A 22,479-nucleotide genomic window follows, 5' to 3' on the forward strand; every position below is an offset into this window, starting at 1 on the left:
GGAGCGGCTCGGCCTCAGGCCGCCGCGTCGTCCTTCTTCGCGTTGACGTCGCTCGGGAGGTTCTGCTTCGCGACCTCGACGAGTGCCTCGAACGCGGCCGGCTCGTTGACGGCGAGCTCGGCGAGGTTCTTCCGGTCGACCTCGACGCCCGCCTCGCGCAGACCCTGGATGAACCGGTTGTACGTCAGGCCGTGTGCCCGAGATGCGGCGTTGATGCGCTGGATCCACAGCCGGCGGAAGTCACCCTTGCGGGCGCGACGATCGCGGTAGCTGTAGACGAAGGAGTGAGTGACCTGCTCCTTCGCCTTGCGGTAGAGCCTCGAACGCTGACCGCGGTATCCGGACGCGCGCTCGAGGGTTACCCGGCGCTTCTTCACTGCATTGACTGACCGCTTGACGCGTGCCATCTGATTACTCCTTGTCGGTCTTGTTACCTCGGTCGGTGATCGGCGGCGTGGGTGTGCCGCGGACGATCACTTGCCAAGGAGCTTCTTCACACGCGGGACGTCGGCCTTGGAGATCTGCTGGTCGGCGTCGACACGACGCGACCCTCCGCTGGCGGACTTCTGCTGCAGATGGGTGCGGCGACGGCCATGCGCATGCATGATCTTGCCGGAGCCGGTCACCTTCACGCGCTTCTTGATACCGGAGTTGGGCTTCATCTTCGGCATTTCAAACCTCCACGTCGGGGTCGATGTTCTCGGAGCGCCGGCGTGGCTTGGCCTGCGCAACATGCTGGTGCTCTTCGCGATGGACGCGGTCGTATTCCTTCTCGGCCTCGCGTTCGGCCTCGCGTGCCGAAGCGACCCGGGCCTTCTCTTCCTTGGCCTCCTTGCGGGCCTCGGACTTCTTCTTGTGCGGTGCGAGCACCATCGTCATGTTCCGGCCGTCCTGGCGGGGCGCCGCCTCGACGAAGCCGAGGTCGTCGACGTCTTCGGACAGACGCTGCAGCAACCGGAACCCCAGCTCGGGGCGGTGCTGCTCTCGACCGCGGAACATGATGGTGATCTTGACCTTGTCGCCCTGCCGAAGGAACCGTACGACGTGACCCTTCTTGGTGTCGTAGTCGTGCTGGTCGATCTTCGGCCGCAGCTTCATCTCTTTGATGATGGTGTTCGTCTGGTTGCGGCGGGACTCGCGCGCCTTCTGCGCTGCCTCGTACTTGAACTTGCCGTAGTCCATGAGGCGGCACACCGGCGGCCGTGCGGTCGGGGCCACTTCAACCAGATCGAGATCTGCTTCCTGGGCCAACCGCAACGCGTCTTCGATGCGTACGATGCCGACCTGCTCGCCGTTGGGGCCGACGAGGCGGACTTCGGCTACGCGAATCCTGTCATTGACGCGCAACTCGTTGCTGATGGGTCCTCCTGGTGTCCTATGAGTCTGTTGACCGCGGGGACCACCGAGGACCGATGGAGGCGTGTCGGGTGAATCCGACCGCCTGCGACGATCCGACCGAACCCGACGACCTATGCGGTCGATGCGGGTGGGAGGTGGGCTCCACTTGTGGTTCGGACTGAAGACAGCACGAACCGGTCGCGGTCAAGAGTAGCAGTGGGTGGGAACGTACGTACAATCGCGGGTTATTCCCCGGACCGTCGGCGGAGCGCTCAGGTCCAGACGTACCCGACCTCGGTGCGGGTGAGCACCGAGCCGTCGGCGCTGTGTACGAGGTCGGCGTCGGTGATCACGGTACGCACCGGCCCGGCGATGTCGACAACCACGGCCGCCGCACCCTCGGAGCGGGCGGCCTGCGCCGCCTGAGCGAACGGAACGGGTACGGGTCGCGCATCGGGATCCCACCGCTGCAGCGACTCGAGCCCGGTGAAAGCCAGCAGCGCGGTCCGACCGTCGCGGCCGGTCATCAGCACAGCGGCCATATCGGCCTGCTTATCCGAGCCGTCGGCAGCGCGCTCCCCGGCCAGCACCGCGACGACGGGCACGATGACCCGGCTGCGGGTGAGCGCAGCGAGGGCCGGACGGAGATCGCCGTGTGTCGCGTACGCCGACAGCGCGTCCGCGACGGTCTCGTCGGTCGCACCGTCGTCGTCGGGAAAGGCCGGAGTGGAGAGTGACACCTGTGCACGGTATCTGTCGCTGATGTGGATGGGTGAGGCAGACTTGGTGCATGGGTTCCTCATCGCTTGCCTGGCTGCCGTGGACGATCCTGCTGTCGGCCGTCGGCCTGTTCGCGGCCTGGCGGGCGTACAAGAACGGCGACCGCTCGGCGGTTGTACGCCGCCTGGGCTGGGCCGTACTGCCATGGGGCCTGTACTTCATGGGGCTCATCCGCTTCACCGTGCGCGTGTTCGACGCCGTTGCCGACTGGGCGGCCGGCTTCGCTTTCAGCCCACTGGCCTGGCTCGGCGTCGGGCTCTCGGTCGTTTCGGTGCTGATGATCGGCGGCGGTGCTTTCCTGACGGGTCGGCGCAATCGCGTGCGATCCGAGGCGCCGAGCGAGGAGAAGCCGCGTAAGCAGGTGAAGGCGAAGAAGTCCGCGCCCCCGGCCGATGAGGACGTCGACGACATCGAGGCGATTCTGCGCCGCCACGGTATCGAGTAGCAGCGCCGATGCCCTACCGCGAACGCCGCTCATCGATCGAACCCGCGGTCGTGTGGTCGATCGACGGCGGCGGTGGCGGGCGCGTGCTACCCGACGGCTGCATGGACCTGCTCTGGCTCAACCACGAGCTCGTCGTCGCGGGCCCCGACACCCGGGCGTATGTCTCGAAGGCGCCGAGGCCCGTCGTCGGGATCCGCGTCGCCGCGGGTGTACTCCCGACGGTGCTCGGCGTACCCGCCGATGAGCTGCGCAACAGGCGGGTACCACTCGCCGAGGTGTTAGGCGTACGTGAGGCGCGACGGCTCACTTCGCCAGTGGCGAGCGCTGCAGACCCCGGTGCAGAGCTGGAGCGCATCGTCGGCTCCCGGCTCGAGGAGCAGGTGCCCGATCCGGTCATGGCTTACGTCGAGGTGCTCGCCCGAGACGGGATGCCCGTGCCCGCTGTCGCTCGGGCGATCTCGATGAGCGAGCGCCAGCTGCGACGGCGTACCCGCCAGGCATTCGGCTACGGCGTCAAGACCCTCTCCCGTATCCACCGGTTCCAGGCAGTGGTCGCGCTGGCCCGGGCGGGTGTGCCCCTTGCCGACGCAGCCGCACGTACCGGGTACGCCGACCAGCCGCACCTCGCCCGCGAGGTCCGCACGCTTGCCGGCGCCCCGATGTCCGCGCTACTGAGCTGACTGCGTACCTCGCGCTCAGAGCCAGGCGAACAGGTCGATCGAGTTGCCGTCGGGGTCCTCGATGGTGGCGTACCGCTGGCCCCACTCGGCGTCCCACGGCTTGTGCACGCCGGTGCGGCCCTCGGCGACGAACGACTCGTACGCCGCATCGACCGCCGCCGCGTCTTCGCATTTGAACGCGAGCCCGATGCGTCCGCCGCCCCGGGTCGGTTCGAAGTCGGGGAGGAAGCTCTGGATGGTCGCAACCGTGTCCCAGGCGATGCGCAAGCCGCCCGGCAGCGTCGCCTCCACATGGGGCTGGGACTCCGCGCCTTCTGCGAACTCCAGACCGAACTGGCGGTAGAACGAAAGCGTGGCGGTGAGGTCGTCGGCGATCAGGCCGATCATGTCGAGCTGTGGTGTCGTCATGGGCTCAACGTACGCAGCATGAGCGGTACGGGTCTTGAACGTTTCGGCCGGATCGATCGGCGGCCGAACGCGTCATTCGTGCTCGGCAGCCTCGGCGCGTAACCGGCGGACGGCGGCACGCGCGCGAGTGCCGTCGGCGGACTGGATCGCCATCACCGCGACCGCCTCGCCGTCGGTCGTGTCGATCATCGCCCACGGCGCACCCCGCCCGAGTTCGATCGAGATCACCTCGGCCCATTCCAGGTCGTACCGGCGATATCCGTTCAGGATGTGTACGCCCTGGTCGTCGGTACGTACCCGCGTACGACCGATGCCGTGGAGGATGGCGAGTGCTCCGAGGAACACTGCGAGCAGCGTGATCAGCTGCGGCGGTGTCACGCTGTCGCGTACGTCTGCCGGGAGCGCGAACGTGATCACCAGGAACATCACGAGGAAGCACCCGGACGCGACGTACGCGACGATGCGAGCCCCGATCGGCCGGTACGTCACGACAGACTCATAACCGGCACGCGAGGATGTCGGTGACGAGAGTGCCCCGCGCGCCGAGCTGCCACAGCTCGTCCATGACCTTCTGGGCGGCGTCGCGCGGCACCATCGACCGAACCGCGACCCACCCTTCGCGATGAAGCGGCGAGACCGTCGGCGACTCGATGCCCGGCGTCAGCGCGACCGCGCGCTCCACCTGCTCGACGCGGATGTCGTAGTCCATCATCACGTATGCCCGGGCAACGAGGACACCTTGCACTCGGCGCTCGAACACGTCGTACGCATCCGAGCTCTCCTTGCCGCGCGGGCGGATGAGCACCGCCTCGGACTCGAGGATCGGATCGCCGATCACCTCGAGGCCCGCCTGGCGCAAGGTGCTGCCGGTCTCGACGACATCGGCGATCGCATCGGCGACCCCGAGCCGGATGGCCGACTCGACCGCACCGTCGAGGCGTACGACATCGGCCGCCACGCCGCGCTCGGCGAGGTAGGCCCGGACGACCAGGGCGTACGAGGTGGCGATGCGGCGACCGTCGAACTCGGCGATGTCGCTCATCGTGCCGGCGGGCACGGCGAATCGGAAGCTCGACCTGCCGAACCCCAGCGCCCTGACCTCATCGGCGGCAGCACCCGAGTCGTGCAACAGGTCACGGCCCGTGATGCCGACGTCGAGGGTTCCGGCGCCGACGTACACGGCGATGTCTCGTGGCCGGAGGTAGAAGAACTCGACGTCGTTGTCGGTGTCTCGGATCACCAGGTCACGGCTACTGCGACGCTGGCGGTAACCGGCCTCGGTCAACATCTCGACGGCGGCGTCGGCGAGCGCCCCCTTGTTGGGGACGGCGATCTTCAGCATGGGAAGTCCGTTTCGGTGAAGTCTCAGAGGTGCTCGTACACGTCGTCGAGGCTCAAGTCGAGGCTCAACATCAGCACCTGCGTGTGGTACAGCAGCTGGCTGATCTCCTCGGCCGCGCGCTCACGCGACTCATGCTCGGCGGCCATCCACGACTCGGCCGCCTCCTCGACGAGCTTCTTGCCGATCGAATGGACCCCGGCGTCGAGCGCCGCGACCGTACCGGAACCGCTGGGCCTCGTCTCGGCGCGCTCGGCGAGCTCGGCGAACAGACCATCGAACGTCTTCACTCGTGCAACCCTAATGGGCGCTCCGCGCTAGTGGTCGCGGAGGCTCCGCAGCGTGAGCAGGGTGGCGACCGCCGCCTCGGCCGCCTCGCGCCCTTTGTCCTCGCGGCTGCCGGCCAACCCGGCACGGTCAAGAGCCTGTTGCTCGTCATCGCAGGTCAACAGTCCGAAGCCGATCGGCACACCGGAGTCGAGCGCGACCCGGCTCAGACCGTCGGTCGTCGCCGCGCTCACGTACTCGAAATGGGGCGTGCCGCCACGGATCACCACGCCCAGCGCAATGATCGCGTCTCGGCCGAGTCCGGCGAGCTTTCGTGCGACCACCGGCAGCTCGAACGAGCCGGGTACGCGCACGACCTCTGGGTTCGCGATGCCCATCCCCTGCAGCGCGTCGGTCGCTCCGGCCACCAGGCCGTCCATCACCGTCTTGTGCCACGACGCCGCGACAATGCTGACCCGCAGCCTCGATGCATCCAGCCCGCTGAAGTCGGGCGCGCCTTCACCGCTCATCGTCTACTCCTCCGCTTCGGCTGTCGCAAGGTCGGGAAGATCATGGCCCATCCGCTCGGCCTTCGTCTGCAGATAGCGCCGGTTGTGCTCGGTCGGCCTGATCGCGAGGGGTACCCGCTCGTCGACTGCGACACCGTACGAGACGAGCGCGGTGATCTTGTCCGGATTGTTTGTGAGCAGACGGACCGACGAGACGCCGAGATCTCGCAGGATCTGCGCGCCCGTGCCGTAGTCGCGTCCGTCGGCAGGCAGGCCGAGCTCGAGGTTGGCCTCGACCGTGTCGTGCCCCTGATCCTGCAGGGCGTACGCCCGCAGCTTGTGCAGCAGGCCGATGCCACGTCCCTCGTGTCCGCGCAGGTAGACGACCACCCCGCGCCCGGCCGCGGTCGTCGCCGCCATCGAGGCCTGCAGCTGAGGCCCGCAGTCGCAGCGCTGCGAGCCGAACGTGTCACCTGTCAGACATTCCGAATGCACGCGGGTGAGTACGCTCGTGCCGTCGCCGACGTCGCCGTACACCAGCGCAAGATGCTCCGTGTCGTCGATCTCGTTGCGATAGCCGTACACCTCGAAGGTGCCGAACTCCGTCGGTAGCTGAGTGTGCGTCTCGCGGACGACCTGCGACTCGTGTCGCCGCCGGTACGTGATGAGATCTTCGATCGAGACCATCGCGAGCCCGTGCTCGTCCGCGAACGCGCGCAGCGCCTCGGCGCGCATCATGGTGCCGTCGTCGTGCACTATCTCGGCGATCACTCCCGCAGGCGTCAGACCCGCGAGGCGGGCCAGATCGACAGCCGCCTCAGTGTGCCCGGCACGTGCGAGCACACCTCCCTCCCGGTAGCGCAGCGGCAGGATGTGCCCGGGCTGAACCAGTTCGAACGGCTCGGTCGCCGAGTCGGCGAGCACCCGAACGGTTCTCGTCCGATCGGCCGCCGAGATACCGGTCGTGATGCCGTCGCGTGCGTCGATCGAGATCGTGTACGCGGTGCGCATCCGCTCGCGGTTGTGCGGTGTCATCAGCGGGATCGCGAGCCGGTCGAGGGTCTCGCCGGTGATCGGCGCGCAGACCAGGCCGCTGGTGTGCCGGACCAGGAAGGCCATCAACTCGGGCGTCGCCTTGCTCGCGGCGAAGATCAGATCGCCCTCGTTCTCGCGGTTCTCGTCGTCGACAACGACGACTGCACGCCCGGCGCCCATTTCCTCGACCGCCCGCTCGATCGGATCCAGTGTCACCGTCATGCCGTCACCTCTCTTGCCGCCGGGTCGACGGCAGCGCGCCTGGCCCGCAGCCAGGCGACGAACCCGTAAACGCAGAACGCGCCGTACACCAGATACAAGGCGGCAGACGGGTAGTACTCCGCTCGCACCAGCAGCGGAACACCGACCGCATCGACGGCGATCCAGATCAGCCAGAACTCGATCCAACCGCGCGCCATCCCGTACGTCGCGAGGATGCTGCCGGTGAGGATCCACGCGTCCGCAAGCGGGCCCCACGACCCGAGCGCACGCAGTGTCGGATAGAAGACCGCGATACCGAGGACAGCGAGAACGGCGAGCTCCACCCAACCGCGCCGCCCGGCCCAGCCGGGTACGATCGCGCGCCCGTCGTCGGACTCTCGTTCGGCTCGACGCTGCCGCCAGCGCTGCCATCCGTAGATGCTGACCGCCATGAAGAACACCTGGCGCCCGGCCTGGCCCCACAGGTCATGGACTTGCGGTTTCGACAGGACGCCGCCGACGAAGACGGTGAACAGGATCAGGTTGCCGATGATGCCCACCGGCCAGGCCGCCACGAGCCGGCGACTGCCGAGCAACGCGCTGGCGATGCCGAATCCGTTGCCGACGATCTCCCGTACGAGCAGGGTGCCGCCGCCGATCGCGATGGTTCCTTCGAGCAGCCAGTCCAACATCATGAGTCCTTGTGGGTGAGGAGCCGTTCGACGTACTTCGCGAGCACGTCGACCTCGAGATTGACCGGGTCGCCGACGCCCTTGATGCCGAGCGTCGTCGCGCGCAGCGTCTCGGGTATCAGTGAAACGGTGAACGCCGGAACGTCGTCGTCTATGCCGACGACCGTCAGCGAGGTGCCGTCGACGGTGATCGAGCCCTTCTCGACCACGTACCTGGTGAGCTCGCTCGGAAGCTCGATGGTCACCACTTCCCAGTGCTCGCTGGGCGTACGCTGTGTGATCCGCCCCGTACCGTCGACGTGGCCCTGGACGATGTGACCGCCGAGTCGATCTCCCACCGCAGTTGCGCGTTCGAGGTTCACCCGGTCTCCCGGCGCGAGTCCGGCGAGCGCGGTGCGTACGAGCGTCTCCCGCATCACGTCGGCGGTGAACGCGCCGCTGTCGCGCTCGACGACCGTCAGACAACAACCGTTGACGGCGATTGAATCTCCGTGACCGACGTCGCCGGTGACGATCGGACCTCCTACCGTGAGCCGGACGGCGTCGCCCTGGTCGGTGAGCTGCTCGACGGTGCCGAGCTCCTCGACGATACCGGTGAACATCAGGCCGTCTCCTTCGATTGCGCCGCTCGTCGCGGCCGGGCGGTGATTCGTACGTCGTTGCCGACTGTCGTCACGTCCACCGGATCGAGGTGCCAGGCGTCGCCGATCGTCGTGACGGCGGGCGTCTGTAACGCCGAGAGCCCAGATCCCAACAGCATCGGCGCAACGTAGGCGATCACCTCGTCGACGACACCCGCCTCGAGGAACGCGCCGGCCAGCGTCGGGCCGCCCTCGAGCCACACGTCGCGGATGCCGTCTGCGTACAGCGTCGACAGCGCCGCGTGTACGTCGCGGGTGGCGAGGTGACGGGTCGGTGCCTCGTCGTTCCAGATGTTGCGGTCGGCGGGTACGTCGCGCTCGCCGACCACGACCCGCAGCGGCTGTGTGGCCACCGGGACATCGTGGTCGTCTCGCACACTCAATCGCGGGTTGTCGACCAGCACCGTGCCGGTGCCGACCACGATCGCGTCGGCGTTCGCCCGCAGCCGATGCGTGTCCCGACGCGACTCCGGTCCGGAGATCCAGCGGCTCGTGCCGTCGCTCGCCGCGCTGCGACCGTCGATCGTCGCGGCGAGTTTCCACGTCACGAACGGCCGCTGCCAACGTATCGACTCGGTCCAATGCTCGTTCAGCTCGTACGCCTCGGCTTCGAGTACGCCGCCTTCGACGTCGATGCCTGCCGCCGCGAGGCGGGCCGCGCCTCCGGTCGCCTGGTCGGTCGGCTCCGCCTGCGCGTACACGACCCTTCGTACGCCGGCCTCGATCAGCGCCTCGCTGCACGGTCCGGTACGCCCGGTGTGGTTGCAGGGTTCGAGCGTGACCACCGCCGTTGCGCCGACTGCGCGCTCACCTGCCCGGGTCAGCGCGTCGACCTCGGCATGCGGTGTGCCGGATCCGTTGTGCACGCCGACCGCGATCGTGCGGCCATCGTCGGCGAGCAGCACACAACCGACGCGAGGGTTCGGATGGGTGCGTACGGACTCGCGCGCGGTACGCAGCGCATCGCGCATCGCCAGCGTCTCGGTGTGGCTTGCCACCGGTCGCCTCCCGTCGTCACCGATCGGGCTCCGGGGCGATGTCGCCGCTGCGCGACGAGTCGGCCGACGATACGGCCGACTGCGTGTTCCTCCCATCCGGACTTTGACCGTCGGTTCTGGAGTTCCACCAGATCAACCGAACGCCTGGCCCGCAGTTGCGAGTCGAGCGCCCGGGTCGCGGACTTTCACCGCCGGCTCGGAATTTCACCGACCCCGGAGCACGCTTGCTCTTCGCACAGACTACGCCTCGCCGTTCCAGACCGCGGCGTGAGTCTCATCACTCGGTCCCGGCGCCTCCGGCGAGCTTCCGCAGCTCGCGTACGGCGGCGTCCGGATCATCTGCCCCGAACACCGCGGAGCCCGCGACGAAGGTGTCGGCGCCCGCTTCGGCACAGCGTTCGATCGTGTCGGGCGCGACCCCGCCGTCGACCTGTAGCCAGATATCGCCGCCGTGTTTGTCGAGCAGCGCGCGCGTACGCCGGATCTTCGGAAGCACCAGGTCGAGGAACTTCTGCCCTCCGAACCCCGGCTCGACGGTCATCAGCAGCACCATGTCGAGCTCTGGTAGGAGGTCTTCGTACGGCTCGATCGGCGTTGCGGGCTTGAGCGCCATGCTCGCGCGTACGTCGAGCGACCGCAGCTCGCGGGCCAGCCGCACGGGGGCATGCGCCGCCTCGACGTGGAACGTCACGCTGCGCGCACCGGCCTCCGCGTACGCCGGCGCCCAGCGATCGGGCTCGTCGATCATCAGATGCGCGTCGACGGGTTGGCTCGCGGACTTCGCGATCGCCTCGACGACCGGCGCTCCGAGCGTGAGGTTGGGTACGAAGTGGTTGTCCATGACGTCGACGTGCAGCCAGTCGGCGCTGGCGACCCGCCGGGTCTCTGCCTGCAGGTTGGCGAAGTCGGCCGACAGGATGCTCGGTGAGATGCGGATGCCCATGTGCACAAGGTACCGAGACCTGCGCGGCGCACGCACCGAGAGCGGGTCAGCGGCGGCGCAGCACCGCGATGAACATGGCGTCTGTGCCGTGCTCATGCGGCCAGAGCTGTACGTACGGCCCGGCGATGTCGGGCACCTGCGGCAGCAGCGCGGCCGCGTCGACCCGTTCGATGTCATCACGTTTCGCCAACAGGGACTCGACGATCTCGGTTGTCTCGCGACGATGCGGTGAGCAGGTCGCGTACGTGATCACCCCGCCGCGGCGCGTCGAGTCGACCGCGCTGTCGAGCAGCTCACGCTGCAACGCGGTGAGCCCATCGAGGCTCGCTTCGGTACGGCGCCAACGCGCTTCCGGCCGCCGCCGTAGCGCACCGAGCCCTGTGCAGGGCGCATCGACGAGGACGCGGTCGAACGTCTCGGACGCCCAGTCCGGCTCTCGGCCGTCGGTGTTCGTGACGGTGACGTTGGTGAGCTCGCGTACGGCCTTTCGGACGAGCTCGGCGCGATGTGGTTGGAGTTCGTTGGCCGTCACGCTCGCCGACCGCTCCCCCGCGATCGCTCCGAGCAGAGCAGCCTTGCCTCCGGGGCCGGCGCAGAGGTCGAGCCAGGTCGTGTCGGTGCCGTCGACCGGAGCCGTTGCGGCGGCGATCGCAACCAGCTGGGAGCCTTCGTCCTGCACGCCGACTCGGCCGTCGCGGACTCCGCTCAGCCCGCCCGGCATCCCGCCAGGCAGTTGATACGCGTACGGCGACAGCGCGCCCGGCGTCGCACCTACCGCTTCGAGTTCCTCGCGGTCGGCGTCTCCGATGCCCGGACGAGCTGCGAGGGTCACTCGCGGAGCCGCGTTGTCTGCCTCGAGGACCCGCTCCAGCGCATCGGCGTCACCGTCGAGCGCATCCAGCATCGCCGCGACGATCCAGTCTGGATGCGAATGCACGACAGCGAGATAGCCGAGCAGATCGCGCGTACGGTCGGGTGCGACACGCTGCATCCACGTCGGCAGGTCGCTCTTGGCCACCTTGCGCAGAACGGCGTTGACGAATGCCGCGGGCCGGTGACCGACCTGTGCGCGCACCAGGTCGACGCTCGTCGAGACCGCCGCATGGCTCGGCGTACGCAGCGACAGCAGCTGATGTGCGCCGAGTCGCAGAACGTCGCGTACCGGCGGGTCGACGGCTGCCAGTCCCTTCGAGGTCGTCTGCTCGAGGATCGCGTCGTACGTGCCCTGCCGGCGGATGGTGCCGTGCGTGAGCTCGGTTGCGAACGCCGCTTCCCGCCCCGCCAGGCCGGCATCGGTGATCAGCTTCGGCAGCAGCAGGTTCACGTACGAATCGCGCTCGTCGACGGCGCGCATGACCTCCCAAGCGATCCGGCGTGCCGGGTCAACCTTCGGCATCGAACCTCGCTTCGCCGGTCAGGCGTGCGCCTCGCGCCCAGTCGGCCGCGGGCATCGGCTTCTTGCCGCGCGGCTGGACGGTGCCGAGCTCGACTTCGACGCTGCCGGTGCCGACGTGCACCGAACGTTTGCCGGCACGGATCTCACCCGGTCGGAGCGTGTCTTCGGCGCCGATGCGTACGGGACCGATCTTGACCCTGGTGCCGTCGAGGGTTGTCCAGGCGCCGGGCTCGGGCGTGTACGCGCGAATGCGTCGATCGACCAGCTGGGCCGGCTCCGTCCACCGGACGTGCGCATCGTCGACCTCGATCTTCGATGCGTACGAGGACCCATCGGGCGGCTGCTCGCGCGCTTCGATGTCGCCAGCCTCGATGTGGTCGAGAGTGTCGACGAGGAGCTTGGCGCCCGACTCCGCCAGCCGCGCGAGCAGATCGCCCGAGGTGTCGCTCGCACGTACGGCCTCGGTCGTGACTCCGAAAGTCGGGCCCGCGTCGAGCTCCTTCACGATCCGAAACGTCGTCGCACCGGTGATCTCGTCGCCAGCGAGCAGCGCATGCTGGACGGGCGCCGCTCCGCGCCATGCCGGCAGCACCGAGAAGTGCAGGTTGACCCAGCCGTGCTCGGGAATGTCGAGCGCCGATTGGGGTAGCAGCGCGCCGTACGCGACCACCGGACAGCAGTCGGGAGCCAAGTCGCGAAGCCGCGTGAGGAAGCCCTCGTCGCCCGCGCGCTCGGGCTTGAGCGTCTCGAGATCGCGTTCGGCGGCCCATTCGGCGACCGGCGAGGCCACCAGCTTGCGCCCGCGGCCCGTCGGCGCATCGGGACGCGTGACGACCGCGACGAGCTCGTGCCCGCTCGCGGCGATCGCATCGAGCGGGGGCAGGGCCACATCGGGGGTTCCGGCGAAGACAACACGCACCGGGCAAGCGTATCGACCCCGGATTCCCCCAACGCTGAGACGTGAAAAGTACCCCGCTGACACGCGACAAATGTCGCCTCGACACGAGACGTCTACCACGCAGAACTCACGTCTGAGCGTGCTGGAACTCGCGTGTCAGCGTGATGGTTCTCGCGTGTCAGCGTGATGGTTCAGGAGAGCGCGGCGGGGTCGACATCCACCCGCAGATGCTGCAACTTACGTGCGGACCGGGCGGCCTGCAGCTCGCGTAGCGAACGTACGAGGGCCGATCCGAATTGGCGGGGTACGCGCACGATCAGCCGCGCGCTGTCGTCGAGCTCGACCGGCCCGAGCAGCTCATGCGGCTGCGGCCAGTCGCGTTCGAGCAGGGGCTCGATCTCGGCGATCGGACCCTCGACCGACGCGAGCAGCACGGCCGGCGGGAGGTGGGTGGCATGCCGCTCCGCGAGCTCGCTTCGTGCGTACCCGGCAGCGTCGGCGCGTACGAGTGCCTGCAACACCGCAAGCGATGGGTCGCCGAGTGCGAGCACTCGCCCCCCGTCGGAGTTCGGTCGTACCAATGCGGTGGCGTTGAGCCACCTGCGCAATGACTCCTCGGCGACCCGTAGGTCAGGTCGCGACAGCATCAGCCCGCAGTCCATGAGTACGCCCGCCGTGTAGCCGCCCTCGGCGATCGGCTCCGCCCCCGGGGTCGCGACGACCAAGGCAGGCTCGGCATCGACACGATCTCGGACGTGCTCACCGGACGACGTCACGACCGGCACCCGTGCGAACGCGCGACCGAGCTCCTCGGCGGTACGCGCATCGCCGACGACCACCGCACGCATGCGGGTCGACCCGCACTCAGAGCACGCCCACGACTCCACGCCACGCGCACACCACCGACAGGTGGGCGGCGCATCGTGTGCGCGCTGCGCGAGCGGTCCGCCGCAGTGCGAGCACCGAGCAGGAGTGCGGCACTGCTGACAGGCGAGCGTCGAGCGGTAGCCCAGCCGCGGCACCTGGACCAGCACCGGGCCGTCGTCAAGTGCGGCTCGCATCAACGCGAATGCCTCATGCGGCAACCGCGCGCGACCGCCGGACTGATCGCGCTCGGCCGACCGGTCGTCGGCGCCGGCGATCGCAACCCGCGCCCACCGCGACCGTCGGTCGGCCATCGACGGCATCAGCTCTTCGCACCAGCCGGTCTCGACCAGCCGCTGCGCCTCCGCCGAACGCGCGTAGCCGCCGACGAGCACCGCGCACCCGACGTCGTACGCCCGCGTCAGCAGCACCTCACGCGCATGGGGATACGGTGCGCGCGGCTCGGCATGCAGATCATCGGCGTCGTCCCAGATCGCGACGAGGCCGAGGTCGTGCACCGGCGCGAACGCCGCAGCGCGGGTGCCGACCACGACCTTCGTCAACCCACGCGACAACGACAGGAACGCCCGGTAACGCGCCGACGGGCCCAGGCCCGCCGTGAGCTCGACGTGCCGGCCGGAGCCGAGAACCTCTGTCATAGCGGCGCCGATCCGCTCGACTGCCGCGGCATCGGGTACGCAGACGATGACGCCTCGACCGGACGCGACGGTCGCCGCAACGGCAGTGGCGAGCTGATGGCCGTCGGCCGCGCCGGGCAGCGCCGACCAGACGACCCTCGGCGACTCGCCGCGCCCCAACGACTCGACGAAAGCAGCCCCACTGTCGTACGCGGCCCACTGCTCGGGCGCGGGACTGTCGACCGGCTCCGCCGGATTACGCGCGGCCCGCTTCTCCGTGGTGGCATGTCGCGGCGGCACCGCGAGTCGTACGACATCGGCGAACGTGCCCGCGTAGCGATCGGCGACGGCTCGCACCAGCCGCGCGACGTCGGGCCGCAGGACCACCTCGGGAGAGACCGCACGGGCGAGCCGGCCGAGCTTGCCGGGATGCTCGGATTCGGCCAGCCGCTCCAGCACGTACCCGCCCACCTGCTGGCCGGCGAATCGTACGACCACCCGGGCACCCGGGACGGCGGTCTCGTGCATCGCCTCGGGTACGAGGTAGTCGAAAGGCCGGTCGAGGTGCGCGAGCGATACGTCGACGGCGACCCGCGCGATCGGCCGCTCCGGCGCCAACGCCTCGCCGTCGGGTACGCGCGGGCGGCGTACCGCCTGTTTGAGCAGCGCTAGCTGCTCGTGGTCGTCGCTCACGTCCCGTTCCTACCAGGCATCGGTGACTGCCGCCCCCGCCCGGTGAGCAGGACCTGTGGTCGGCCGGAACGGTCAGGCGCCCGCGGCCGCGCGCAATGCGTCGACGCGGTCGGTGGTCTCCCAGGTGAACTCCGGCAGCTCACGGCCGAAGTGACCGTACGCCGCGGTGTTCGTGTAGATCGGCCGCAACAGGTCGAGATCGCGAACGATCGCCGCCGGACGCAGGTCGAAGGTCGCGTCGACGGCCTGCTGGATGGTCGCAACCGGTACCGTCTCGGTGCCGAAGCAGTCGATGTACAGCCCGACCGGCTGCGCCTTGCCGATCGCGTACGCGATCTGCACCTCGCAGCGCCGCGCAAGTCCTGCGGCGACCACATGCTTGGCGACCCACCGCATCGCGTACGAGGCGGAGCGGTCGACCTTGCTCGGGTCCTTGCCCGAGAACGCGCCGCCACCGTGCCGTGCCATACCGCCGTAGGTGTCGATGATGATCTTGCGCCCGGTGAGCCCGGCATCGCCCATCGGGCCGCCGATCTCGAACCGGCCGGTCGGGTTGACCAACAGGCGGTAGTCGGTGTGGTCGATGTCGAACGTCGCGAGCACCTCGTCGACGACGTGCTTCTTGATATCCGGGGTGAGCATCGTGTCGAGGTCGATGTCGCGCGCATGCTGGGTCGAGAGCACCACGGTGTCGACGCGCTGCGGGTTGCCCGCGTCGTCGTACTCGATGGTGACCTGCGTCTTGCCGTCGGGCCGGAGGTACGCGATGGTGCCGTCCTTGCGCACCTGCGACAGCCGCTGGGAGAGGCGATGCGCCATCGTGATCGGCAGCGGCATCAACGACGGGGTGTCGTCGCATGCGTAACCGAACATCAACCCCTGGTCGCCCGCGCCCTGCAGGTCGAGCGGGTCGGTCGCGCCCTCGCTGCGGCCTTCGTACGCGGTGTCGACGCCCTGCGCGATGTCCGGAGACTGTGCTCCCAGGCTCACCTGTACGCCGCAGGATGCGCCGTCGAAGCCCTTCTGCGAGGAGTCGTAACCGATCTCGAGGACGCGCTCGCGCACGATGCGCGCGATATCCGCGTAGCCCTCGGTGCTCACCTCGCCGCTCACCACGACGAGCCCCGTGGTCACCAGCGTCTCGCAGGCGACCCGGCTGCGTGGGTCCTGCGCGAGCAGCGCGTCGAGGATGCTGTCGCTGATCTGGTCGGCGATCTTGTCGGGGTGTCCCTCGGTGACCGACTCAGAGGTGAAGAGGCGTCGACTCACGGATTCTCCTGCTCGTTGGATGGACGGTGGGCGATGCCACCATACCGGTCGGAATCGGGTGTCACGGGGCGTCCAGTCTCTGGACGACGGTGTCCCAGATGGCATGGGCCAACGCGGACTTCGGGCCGAACGGAATGTGCTCGGCCGCGCCGTCGGCGGCCAGGATCACCGCCTCGTTGTCGGCACGGTCGAATGCGCGACCGGCGCTGACGTCGTTGACGACGAGTAGGTCACAGCCCTTACGGGCGAGCTTCGCCCGGGCGTGCTCGAGTACCGATGCCTCGTCGTCGCCGGTTTCGGCGGCGAAGCCGACCAGGAGCGGCGTCTTGGACTCACGCTGCGCGACCAGGGCCGCCAGGATGTCGGGGTTCTCGACGAGCTCCAGCTCGGGTGCGGCGCGTCCGGGCGCCTTCTTGATCTTGGTGTCGTGGGCGTTCGCCGGACGGAAGTCGGCCGGAGCCGCGGCCATCACAACGGCGTCGAAGCCGGGCGCACGCGACGTCATCTCGTAGTACAGCTCATGTGTCGACTCCACGCGTACGACGTCGACTCCCGCCGGCACGGGGAGACCTACGTTGGCCGCGACGACCGTCACCGATGCGCCGCGCGCGGCGGCCGTCTCGGCGAGTGCGAACCCCTGCCGACCGGACGATCGGTTGCCGATGTAACGGACCGGGTCGATGAACTCGCGAGTGCCGCCGGCGCTGACGATCACGGACCGGCCGGTGAGGTCGAGCGGCCGATCGATCTCGCCGCGTACGAGAACCTCGTCGGCGAGGTCGAAGATCTGCGCCGGCTCGGGCAGTCTGCCCTTGCCGGAGTCTTTGCCCGTGAGCCGCCCCTCCGCGGGTTCGACGACGACCGCGCCGCGATCGCGCAAGGTGGCGACGTTGGCCTGGGTCGCCGGGTGCTCCCACATCTCCGTATGCATCGCGGGTACGAAGACCACCGGACAGCGCGCGGTGAGCAGCGTGTTGGTGAGCAGGTCGTCGGCGAGACCGGTCGCCGCCTTCGCGAGCAAGTCGGCGGTCGCCGGAGCCACCACCAGCAGGTCGGCCTCCTGGCCGATGCGCACATGCGGCACCTGCGACACGTCGGCGAACACCTCGGTGTGCACGGGATGCCCCGAAAGCGCCTCCCAGGTCGCTGCGCCGACGAAGTTGAGCGACGCAGCAGTCGGCACCACGCGTACGTCTCGGCCCGACTCTTTGAACAGCCGCACCAGCTCACAGGTCTTGTATGCAGCAATGCCGCCTCCCACGCCGATCACGACGCGGGGGCGGCTGCTGTCAGTCATCGTTGTCGACCGAGCCGGGGCTCAGGCCTCCTCGGCGGGGATGTCCTCACAGGTGAGGAGGTCGGAGTCGATCTCGCGGAGCGCGATCGACAGCGGCTTCTCCTGTACGTGGGTGTCGACGAGCGGGCCGACGTACTCGAGCAGGCCCTCACCGAGCTGCGAGTAGTACGCGTTGATCTGCCGAGCGCGCTTGGCGCTGTAGAGGACCAGCTTATACTTCGAGTCGGTCTTCTCGAGCAGGTCGTCGATGGGCGGGTTGGTGATGCCCTCGGCGGTTGAGCGGGTGGTGGCCACGTGGATTGACCTCGCAGAGTGCGTGGATGTCGGTGCCGGAGCGTACGCGACTCAACGTCGTGGTCGCGACTCCGGGCGGGAACTGAACAATCCTACCAACTCTTCGCACGCATCCCGAACATCGGTGTTGACGATGGTCACGTCGAACTCCGCCTCGGCCGCGAGCTCGACCCGTGCCGTACGAAGACGCCGCTCGCGTTCGGCATCCCCTTCGGTGCCGCGACCGACCAGTCGGCGTACGAGCTCGTCCCAGCTCGGCGGCGAGAGGAAGCAGAACAACGCGTCCGGCATCCGCTCGCGTACCTGCCTCGCACCCTGCAGGTCGATCTCCAGCAGCGCCGAGCGACCGGCGGCCAGCTGCTCCTCGACCGCGCGCCGCGGCGTACCGTATCGGGCCGCGCTGTGCACGACGGCCCATTCGAGCAGCTCGTCGGCGGCGATCATCGCGTCGAACTCGTCGTCGCTGACGAAGTGGTAGTGCACCCCGTCGATCTCACCCGGACGCGGAGAGCGGGTCGTCACCGACACCGAGATCCAGATGTCCGGATGGTGCTCGCGTACGCACGCGGCAACTGTGCCCTTGCCGACCGCGGTCGGGCCGGCGAGGACGATCAGGAACGCACGCCGGTCGGCGTCGTCATTCACGGTCCGCGAACTCGGCCTCGAGCGCCGCGACCTGGTTGGCTCCGAGACCGCGTACGCGCCGGCTCTCGGCGATGCCGATGCGCTCCATCACCTGGCGCGCGCGCACCTTGCCGAGCCCGGGAAGCGACGTCAGCAGGTCGAGCACCTTCATCTTGCCGATGACCTCGTTGCGCTGACCCTCGCGCAGCACCTCCGAAAGGGGTGTGCCGGAGTGCTTGAGGCGGTTCTTGACCTCGGCCCGCTCACGGCGAGCGGCAGCGGCCTTGTCGAGCGCAGCCTGACGCTGCTCGGGGGTCAGCGGCGGAAGAGCCAACGCAGGTCACCTCGGATGTGGAAACGTCCAGTATGGAACGAGGAAACGACCGACGCCCCCTCGTGTAGGTAGAACCTAGCGACGTACCTGCGGGAGCCGCAAACAGGGGTGGTGTGACGCGGTCGACCGACCGTGTCACACCACCCCTGAAGCGTCACTCCGCGCTGTCGCCGGACCCCTCGGAGTCGCTGTCGTTCAGCTCGAAGTCGCACTCGGACTTGACGTTCTTCTCGATGGCCTTCGAGTCGGACTCGATGTCGCCCAAGCCCGACATCGACGACATGGCCTCCTGCAGCTTCTGAGGGTCCTCCTTCTGGAGGTCGGTCATCTCCTGCTGCAGCGGTTTGCTCTTGTCGATGCCGAGATCCTCGAACCCGCCGAGCAGCTTGTCGAGCGTGTCGTGCATCGAGGTCCACGACGACTTGATGTCGTCGGGCGCGGAGCCCTCGATGTCGCCGAGCCGGTCGACGGCGCTGGACATGTCGTCGAGCGTCGTGTCCTCGCTGCTGAGGCTCTCGAACTCGCCCTTGAAATCCTTGACCTGGTCGCAGTAGTCACCGCCGCCGCTTGCGCTGCTGCCGCCACCGTCGCCGCCGTCACCGGAGTCGTCGCCGCAGCCGGTGAGCACGGCCGTCGCGAGCAGGCCCGCGCACACGATCGTCGAAAGCCTCTTCATCATTACCTCCTACTCGGAGTCCCCGAGCTCGATATCGCACTCTTCCTGTGCGTGGTCCTGGACCTTCTCCACATCGGACTGTGCGGACTGGAAGTCCTGCAACGGTTCGGTGAGCTTGGTCTGTAGTTCTGGGTCGGCCGTCACGGCCTCCGTCACAGCCTCGGACAGTGGCTTGTCGGTCGCGACATCGGCATCCTCGAGGATGCCGACCATGTCGTTGACCGCGCCGCTGAGCGACTTCCATTCCGAGCTGATCTCGTCGGGCGCCGCATCGGCGATGTCGCCGAGCTTGTCGCCCATGTCCGACATCTGGTCGATCGTGGTGTCCTCGCTCTCGAGGCCGTCGAACTCGCTCTGGGCGTTCTCGATCTGTCCGCAGTAGTCGTCGCCGTCGGCTTCGTCGTCGCTACCGCCACAGGCTGTGAGGCCACCGAGGGCGAGGACGCTCGTCGCCGCCACTGCTGCAAATCGCTTCATTCGATCCCTAACATTCGAAGTGTTGGACGGGCCGGCCGCGCAGTCTTCCACACTGCGGTGGGCGGGCATCGAGTGGTAGGACGCAGCTGCGCCCGCATTGGTTTCGTTGTGTGTATGCGCCTCCGACAGATCCATGTCGCGACGGCGTCGCATCGAGCCTACGCGCCCGCCGGTCGACGCCAACCCGCGGCCGTCGCAGGCCGTCACCGACGATCACCGACAGTCACCGCATCGTCTCTACGTACGACGCGGCCGTGCGCGCGTCGCGTACCCGCGACTCCCAGGTGACGCCGACCGTGAGGAGTACGACTCCGGCCGCCGCGATCAGCACCCAGCGGGGCACGGCGTCGGTGTACGGGCCGAGGTGACGTACGACGATCACCATGGCGAGTGTGACGCCGGCAAAGAACGGCGCCTGCCAGTGCATCCGGACGCCGACGGCGAGCACAACGCAAGCGGCGATCCCGAGCAACAGCCCGCGCAGCGTTGTCGGGTCGATGAGCACCGCAGGGAGCGTGGGCAGCAGCGCCAGCGACAGTCCCGGGGTCAGGGCGACCCGAGTTCGCAACTGCGGCACGGCACGCATCCGCGCGTACCCGAGGGCGAGCAGCAGGGCCGCGAGCGGCAGGGTGTACGCCTCGACGACGCTGACGTCGCTCGCCACGAGTCGGAGTACGTACGCGATACCGAGGAGCACGCCGCCCGGGACCACGAGGTGGCGTCGATCGGACCGCAGCAGCGACACCCCGGTCACCGCCACACCGAGCATGGTGAGCATCGCGCTCTGCCACCCGAGTGGAAGCACGAGCCCCGACACCACAGACAGCACCGCTCCCCCGGCCGCAACGGACTCGGCCGCACGCCTTAGCTCAAAGGGTCGTACGTACTGTGCTGAGACCAAGGTGACACCGACGGCGAGAACGAGCGAAAGGTGCACAAGTCGGTCGTCCGCACCGGCGAGATGCACGACGCCCACGACCGTCGCCTGCGCGAAGGCGATGGAGACGGCGGCCGCGGCCGATCGGATGAGCGAATCCGACGTACGCGCACCGATGCCCGCGGTCGCCGCGCAGATCAGCAGCCAGGCGACCACCGACGCGGGCTCCGAGACCAGGGCGACCGGCGCCGCCGCGGCGATGACAACGAGCCCGATCGCCTCACAACGGACGTCCGGCGCCGCGGCCACCACACAGCCCGCGCCGACGAACGCTGCAGCGACCACGACGACCGGAGTGGCGACAAGGCACATCGGCACGATGAGTCCGGCGATTCCCAACGCCACCGCACCGATGAACAGTCGGCGGCGGTTGGCAGCGACGCACTGAACGTCCGAGTAGTACGCACCGGCGAGCATCGACACCGCCAGTGCTCCCAGCGCCACGCCGGCCAGCAAGCCGCAGCCGAGACCAGGATCGGTGGGACGCAGAACGGCCCAGACTCCCTCCGACCAGACGGGCTTCATCGACCGCTCGAGCGACGTCAGTGCGGCCGCACACCAGGCGATCCCGAACCAGACAAGCGGCACGGCGGTCACGACGCCGGCGATCCGGACGCCTTGCAGCCGACGTCCGCGTGCTCCGATCCCGACCACGGCCAGCCCGATAGTGACGCCGGCCGCAACCAGCTGGGTCTGTTGAACGTCGTCGAGCACAACCGCGTACGCGGGAACCAGTAGCTGCAGCAGGGCGACGGCAGTTGTTGCATACGCGGTCAACGTCGCCAGCTCGGCATCGCCCCGGCGACGTACGAAGGCCTCAACACCGATGCCGACGAGGACCGTCTGCGCGGCGACGGCGACCGTTGGCAGCACGCCCAGCCGGCCGAACAGCTCGGACAGCGACTCGTACGCGAGCACGTCCGTCGCGATGGACAGCGCCGACGCAGCTTGCAGGACCGCGCCGAGCCCAGCCGCGTACCACATCGGAAGCCCGAGCCGCAGCAGCCGAATGGCGGCAGCGCAAGCGAACATCGGAAGCACCAGACCGAGCACTGTCCAGGTGTCGCCCGCGGGCGCGAGCACGATCGCACCGGCGACGAACGCGGTCAAGCCGATGCAGGTCGCGATCTCGCCGGCCGTGATCCGGAGCTCGAAGGTCCGGCGTACCCATGCCGACATCGCGACGGCCGCAGACCCGAACCCGACGCCGAACACCAGCAGTGCGCCGGCGGCGCTCAGTGACCCGAGACCGAGCAAGCCGTACGAATAGGCACCGGCGTAGTCGAGTGCGAGCATCGCCAGAGTGACCGCCCACAGTGTCTCGGCGGACGCCCGTAGCCGTCGGACGGTCACGGCTGTTGCCGCCCCTGCGAACGCCAGCGTGACCGCGGCCAGGACCGCGGTGCGCCCGGCGAGTCCGAGCGTGCCCCACGAGACGCTGACGAAGATGAAGGCGGCGACGACCAGGCACACCGCCCCGAGTGCGAGCAGCATCGACCCGATCGACCAGCTGGACCGGCGCTTCCGGGTCTCGCCGGGCGCGGGCGCGGGGTCGAACGGCCGCGGGCCTACTGCTGCCGGGACTGCCGCGACCGGCATGCTCGCTCGCCAACTCTGCGCCTCGGCGCGCAGACCGTCGAGGATCCGGTCGGCGTCTGCGAGCACGCCGAGCAACCGCTGTGGAGTCGGACCGACCAACAGCACGTCGCAGACGGCACAGCGCGGCTGCCCATGTGCGGGACGACGACAGTTGGGACATGAGTTCGGATCGGCGTATCTGCTCATGCCTCAACGGTCGCCGGATCG

At 68.7% G+C, this 22,479-nt stretch carries 27 protein-coding genes and 1 riboswitch; of the genes, 2 read left to right on the forward strand and 25 right to left on the reverse strand.

Annotated features, from left to right (window positions below; all coding sequences use genetic code 11):
- Nucleotides 1-14: 14 nt before the first annotated feature.
- The 4 genes from rplT to MU582_12270 all read right to left on the reverse strand — a co-directional run bounded on the left by rplT (nt 15) and on the right by MU582_12270 (nt 2,078).
- Nucleotides 15-407 carry a 50S ribosomal protein L20 gene (gene rplT, locus MU582_12255; GenBank protein UPK73214.1) on the reverse strand — a complete coding sequence of 131 codons (393 nt, stop codon included), beginning with the start codon at nt 405-407 and terminating at the stop codon, nt 15-17.
- A gap of 66 nt (nt 408-473) precedes the next feature.
- Complete coding sequence (rpmI, locus tag MU582_12260) at nt 474-671, reverse strand: 50S ribosomal protein L35 (protein UPK73215.1); 198 nt, start codon at nt 669-671, stop codon at nt 474-476.
- A gap of 1 nt (nt 672) precedes the next feature.
- Nucleotides 673-1,347 (reverse strand): translation initiation factor IF-3, encoded by a 675-nt coding sequence (gene infC, locus MU582_12265; protein ID UPK73216.1) that lies wholly within the window; start codon nt 1,345-1,347, stop codon nt 673-675.
- Nucleotides 1,348-1,610: 263 nt separating this feature from the next.
- Nucleotides 1,611-2,078 carry an SseB family protein gene (locus tag MU582_12270; protein ID UPK73217.1) on the reverse strand — a complete coding sequence of 156 codons (468 nt, stop codon included), beginning with the start codon at nt 2,076-2,078 and terminating at the stop codon, nt 1,611-1,613.
- A gap of 50 nt (nt 2,079-2,128) precedes the next feature.
- On the opposite strand from MU582_12270, the gene MU582_12275 reads away from it, so the two are divergent.
- Both MU582_12275 and MU582_12280 read left to right on the forward strand, forming a co-directional pair.
- Nucleotides 2,129-2,563, forward strand: coding sequence for a hypothetical protein (locus MU582_12275; GenBank protein ID UPK73218.1), 435 nt, complete (start codon nt 2,129-2,131; stop codon nt 2,561-2,563).
- Between the two features lie 8 nt (nt 2,564-2,571).
- Nucleotides 2,572-3,243 carry a helix-turn-helix domain-containing protein gene (locus MU582_12280; protein ID UPK73219.1) on the forward strand — a complete coding sequence of 224 codons (672 nt, stop codon included), beginning with the start codon at nt 2,572-2,574 and terminating at the stop codon, nt 3,241-3,243.
- Nucleotides 3,244-3,258: 15 nt separating this feature from the next.
- Here MU582_12280 and MU582_12285 read toward each other — a convergent pair whose 3' ends face one another.
- The 21 genes from MU582_12285 to MU582_12385 form a co-directional block, all read right to left on the reverse strand.
- Entirely contained in the window at nt 3,259-3,651 is a 393-nt protein-coding gene (locus tag MU582_12285; protein UPK73220.1) for a VOC family protein, read from the reverse strand.
- 72 nt (nt 3,652-3,723) lie between these two features.
- The gene (locus tag MU582_12290) at nt 3,724-4,140 is read right to left on the reverse strand and encodes a PH domain-containing protein (GenBank protein UPK73221.1); all 417 of its coding nucleotides are present in this window, start codon (nt 4,138-4,140) and stop codon (nt 3,724-3,726) included.
- Nucleotides 4,141-4,147: 7 nt separating this feature from the next.
- Nucleotides 4,148-4,993: an ATP phosphoribosyltransferase gene (gene hisG, locus MU582_12295; protein UPK73222.1), complete on the reverse strand. Its 846-nt coding sequence runs from the start codon at nt 4,991-4,993 to the stop codon at nt 4,148-4,150.
- A gap of 23 nt (nt 4,994-5,016) precedes the next feature.
- The gene (locus MU582_12300) at nt 5,017-5,280 is read right to left on the reverse strand and encodes a phosphoribosyl-ATP diphosphatase (GenBank protein UPK73223.1); all 264 of its coding nucleotides are present in this window, start codon (nt 5,278-5,280) and stop codon (nt 5,017-5,019) included.
- A gap of 27 nt (nt 5,281-5,307) precedes the next feature.
- Nucleotides 5,308-5,787 (reverse strand): 6,7-dimethyl-8-ribityllumazine synthase, encoded by a 480-nt coding sequence (gene ribH, locus MU582_12305; GenBank protein ID UPK73224.1) that lies wholly within the window; start codon nt 5,785-5,787, stop codon nt 5,308-5,310.
- 3 nt (nt 5,788-5,790) lie between these two features.
- Nucleotides 5,791-7,023: a bifunctional 3,4-dihydroxy-2-butanone-4-phosphate synthase/GTP cyclohydrolase II gene (locus MU582_12310; protein ID UPK73225.1), complete on the reverse strand. Its 1,233-nt coding sequence runs from the start codon at nt 7,021-7,023 to the stop codon at nt 5,791-5,793.
- Nucleotides 7,020-7,697 carry a nicotinamide riboside transporter PnuC gene (pnuC, locus tag MU582_12315; GenBank protein UPK73226.1) on the reverse strand — a complete coding sequence of 226 codons (678 nt, stop codon included), beginning with the start codon at nt 7,695-7,697 and terminating at the stop codon, nt 7,020-7,022. Before pnuC ends, MU582_12310 begins: the two co-directional genes overlap by 4 nt.
- The gene (locus MU582_12320) at nt 7,694-8,296 is read right to left on the reverse strand and encodes a riboflavin synthase (GenBank protein UPK73227.1); all 603 of its coding nucleotides are present in this window, start codon (nt 8,294-8,296) and stop codon (nt 7,694-7,696) included. Before MU582_12320 ends, pnuC begins: the two co-directional genes overlap by 4 nt.
- Nucleotides 8,296-9,333: a bifunctional diaminohydroxyphosphoribosylaminopyrimidine deaminase/5-amino-6-(5-phosphoribosylamino)uracil reductase RibD gene (gene ribD, locus MU582_12325; protein ID UPK73228.1), complete on the reverse strand. Its 1,038-nt coding sequence runs from the start codon at nt 9,331-9,333 to the stop codon at nt 8,296-8,298. Before ribD ends, MU582_12320 begins: the two co-directional genes overlap by 1 nt.
- 79 nt (nt 9,334-9,412) lie before the next feature.
- Nucleotides 9,413-9,559: riboswitch (FMN riboswitch) on the reverse strand.
- A gap of 51 nt (nt 9,560-9,610) precedes the next feature.
- A complete protein-coding gene (gene rpe / locus MU582_12330; protein UPK73229.1) occupies nt 9,611-10,276 on the reverse strand; it encodes a ribulose-phosphate 3-epimerase in 666 nt (221 codons plus the stop codon).
- Between the two features lie 46 nt (nt 10,277-10,322).
- Nucleotides 10,323-11,672 (reverse strand): rRNA cytosine-C5-methyltransferase, encoded by a 1,350-nt coding sequence (locus MU582_12335; GenBank protein ID UPK73230.1) that lies wholly within the window; start codon nt 11,670-11,672, stop codon nt 10,323-10,325.
- Nucleotides 11,659-12,591: a methionyl-tRNA formyltransferase gene (gene fmt, locus MU582_12340; protein ID UPK73231.1), complete on the reverse strand. Its 933-nt coding sequence runs from the start codon at nt 12,589-12,591 to the stop codon at nt 11,659-11,661. Before fmt ends, MU582_12335 begins: the two co-directional genes overlap by 14 nt.
- A gap of 170 nt (nt 12,592-12,761) precedes the next feature.
- Nucleotides 12,762-14,765, reverse strand: coding sequence for a primosomal protein N' (locus MU582_12345; GenBank protein UPK73232.1), 2,004 nt, complete (start codon nt 14,763-14,765; stop codon nt 12,762-12,764).
- Nucleotides 14,766-14,837: 72 nt separating this feature from the next.
- A complete protein-coding gene (metK, locus tag MU582_12350) occupies nt 14,838-16,034 on the reverse strand; it encodes a methionine adenosyltransferase (GenBank protein ID UPK73233.1) in 1,197 nt (398 codons plus the stop codon).
- Nucleotides 16,035-16,095: 61 nt separating this feature from the next.
- Nucleotides 16,096-17,331, reverse strand: a complete 1,236-nt coding sequence (gene coaBC, locus MU582_12355) for a bifunctional phosphopantothenoylcysteine decarboxylase/phosphopantothenate--cysteine ligase CoaBC (GenBank protein ID UPK73234.1) — start codon at nt 17,329-17,331, stop codon at nt 16,096-16,098.
- Nucleotides 17,332-17,352: 21 nt separating this feature from the next.
- A complete protein-coding gene (gene rpoZ / locus MU582_12360) occupies nt 17,353-17,625 on the reverse strand; it encodes a DNA-directed RNA polymerase subunit omega (GenBank protein ID UPK73235.1) in 273 nt (90 codons plus the stop codon).
- Nucleotides 17,626-17,676: 51 nt separating this feature from the next.
- Entirely contained in the window at nt 17,677-18,270 is a 594-nt protein-coding gene (gmk, locus tag MU582_12365; GenBank protein ID UPK73236.1) for a guanylate kinase, read from the reverse strand.
- The gene (locus MU582_12370; protein UPK73237.1) at nt 18,263-18,583 is read right to left on the reverse strand and encodes a 30S ribosomal protein S13; all 321 of its coding nucleotides are present in this window, start codon (nt 18,581-18,583) and stop codon (nt 18,263-18,265) included. The genes gmk and MU582_12370 overlap by 8 nt, the downstream gene beginning before the upstream one ends.
- Nucleotides 18,584-18,737: 154 nt before the next feature.
- The gene (locus tag MU582_12375) at nt 18,738-19,262 is read right to left on the reverse strand and encodes a hypothetical protein (GenBank protein ID UPK73238.1); all 525 of its coding nucleotides are present in this window, start codon (nt 19,260-19,262) and stop codon (nt 18,738-18,740) included.
- 6 nt (nt 19,263-19,268) lie between these two features.
- Nucleotides 19,269-19,736 (reverse strand): hypothetical protein, encoded by a 468-nt coding sequence (locus MU582_12380; protein ID UPK73239.1) that lies wholly within the window; start codon nt 19,734-19,736, stop codon nt 19,269-19,271.
- 223 nt (nt 19,737-19,959) lie between these two features.
- Complete coding sequence (locus tag MU582_12385) at nt 19,960-22,458, reverse strand: hypothetical protein (GenBank protein UPK73240.1); 2,499 nt, start codon at nt 22,456-22,458, stop codon at nt 19,960-19,962.
- Nucleotides 22,459-22,479: the final 21 nt, after the last annotated feature.

It is taken from the genome of Nocardioidaceae bacterium SCSIO 66511 (genome assembly GCA_023100825.1).
In the GTDB taxonomy this organism is placed as follows: domain Bacteria; phylum Actinomycetota; class Actinomycetes; order Propionibacteriales; family Nocardioidaceae; genus Solicola.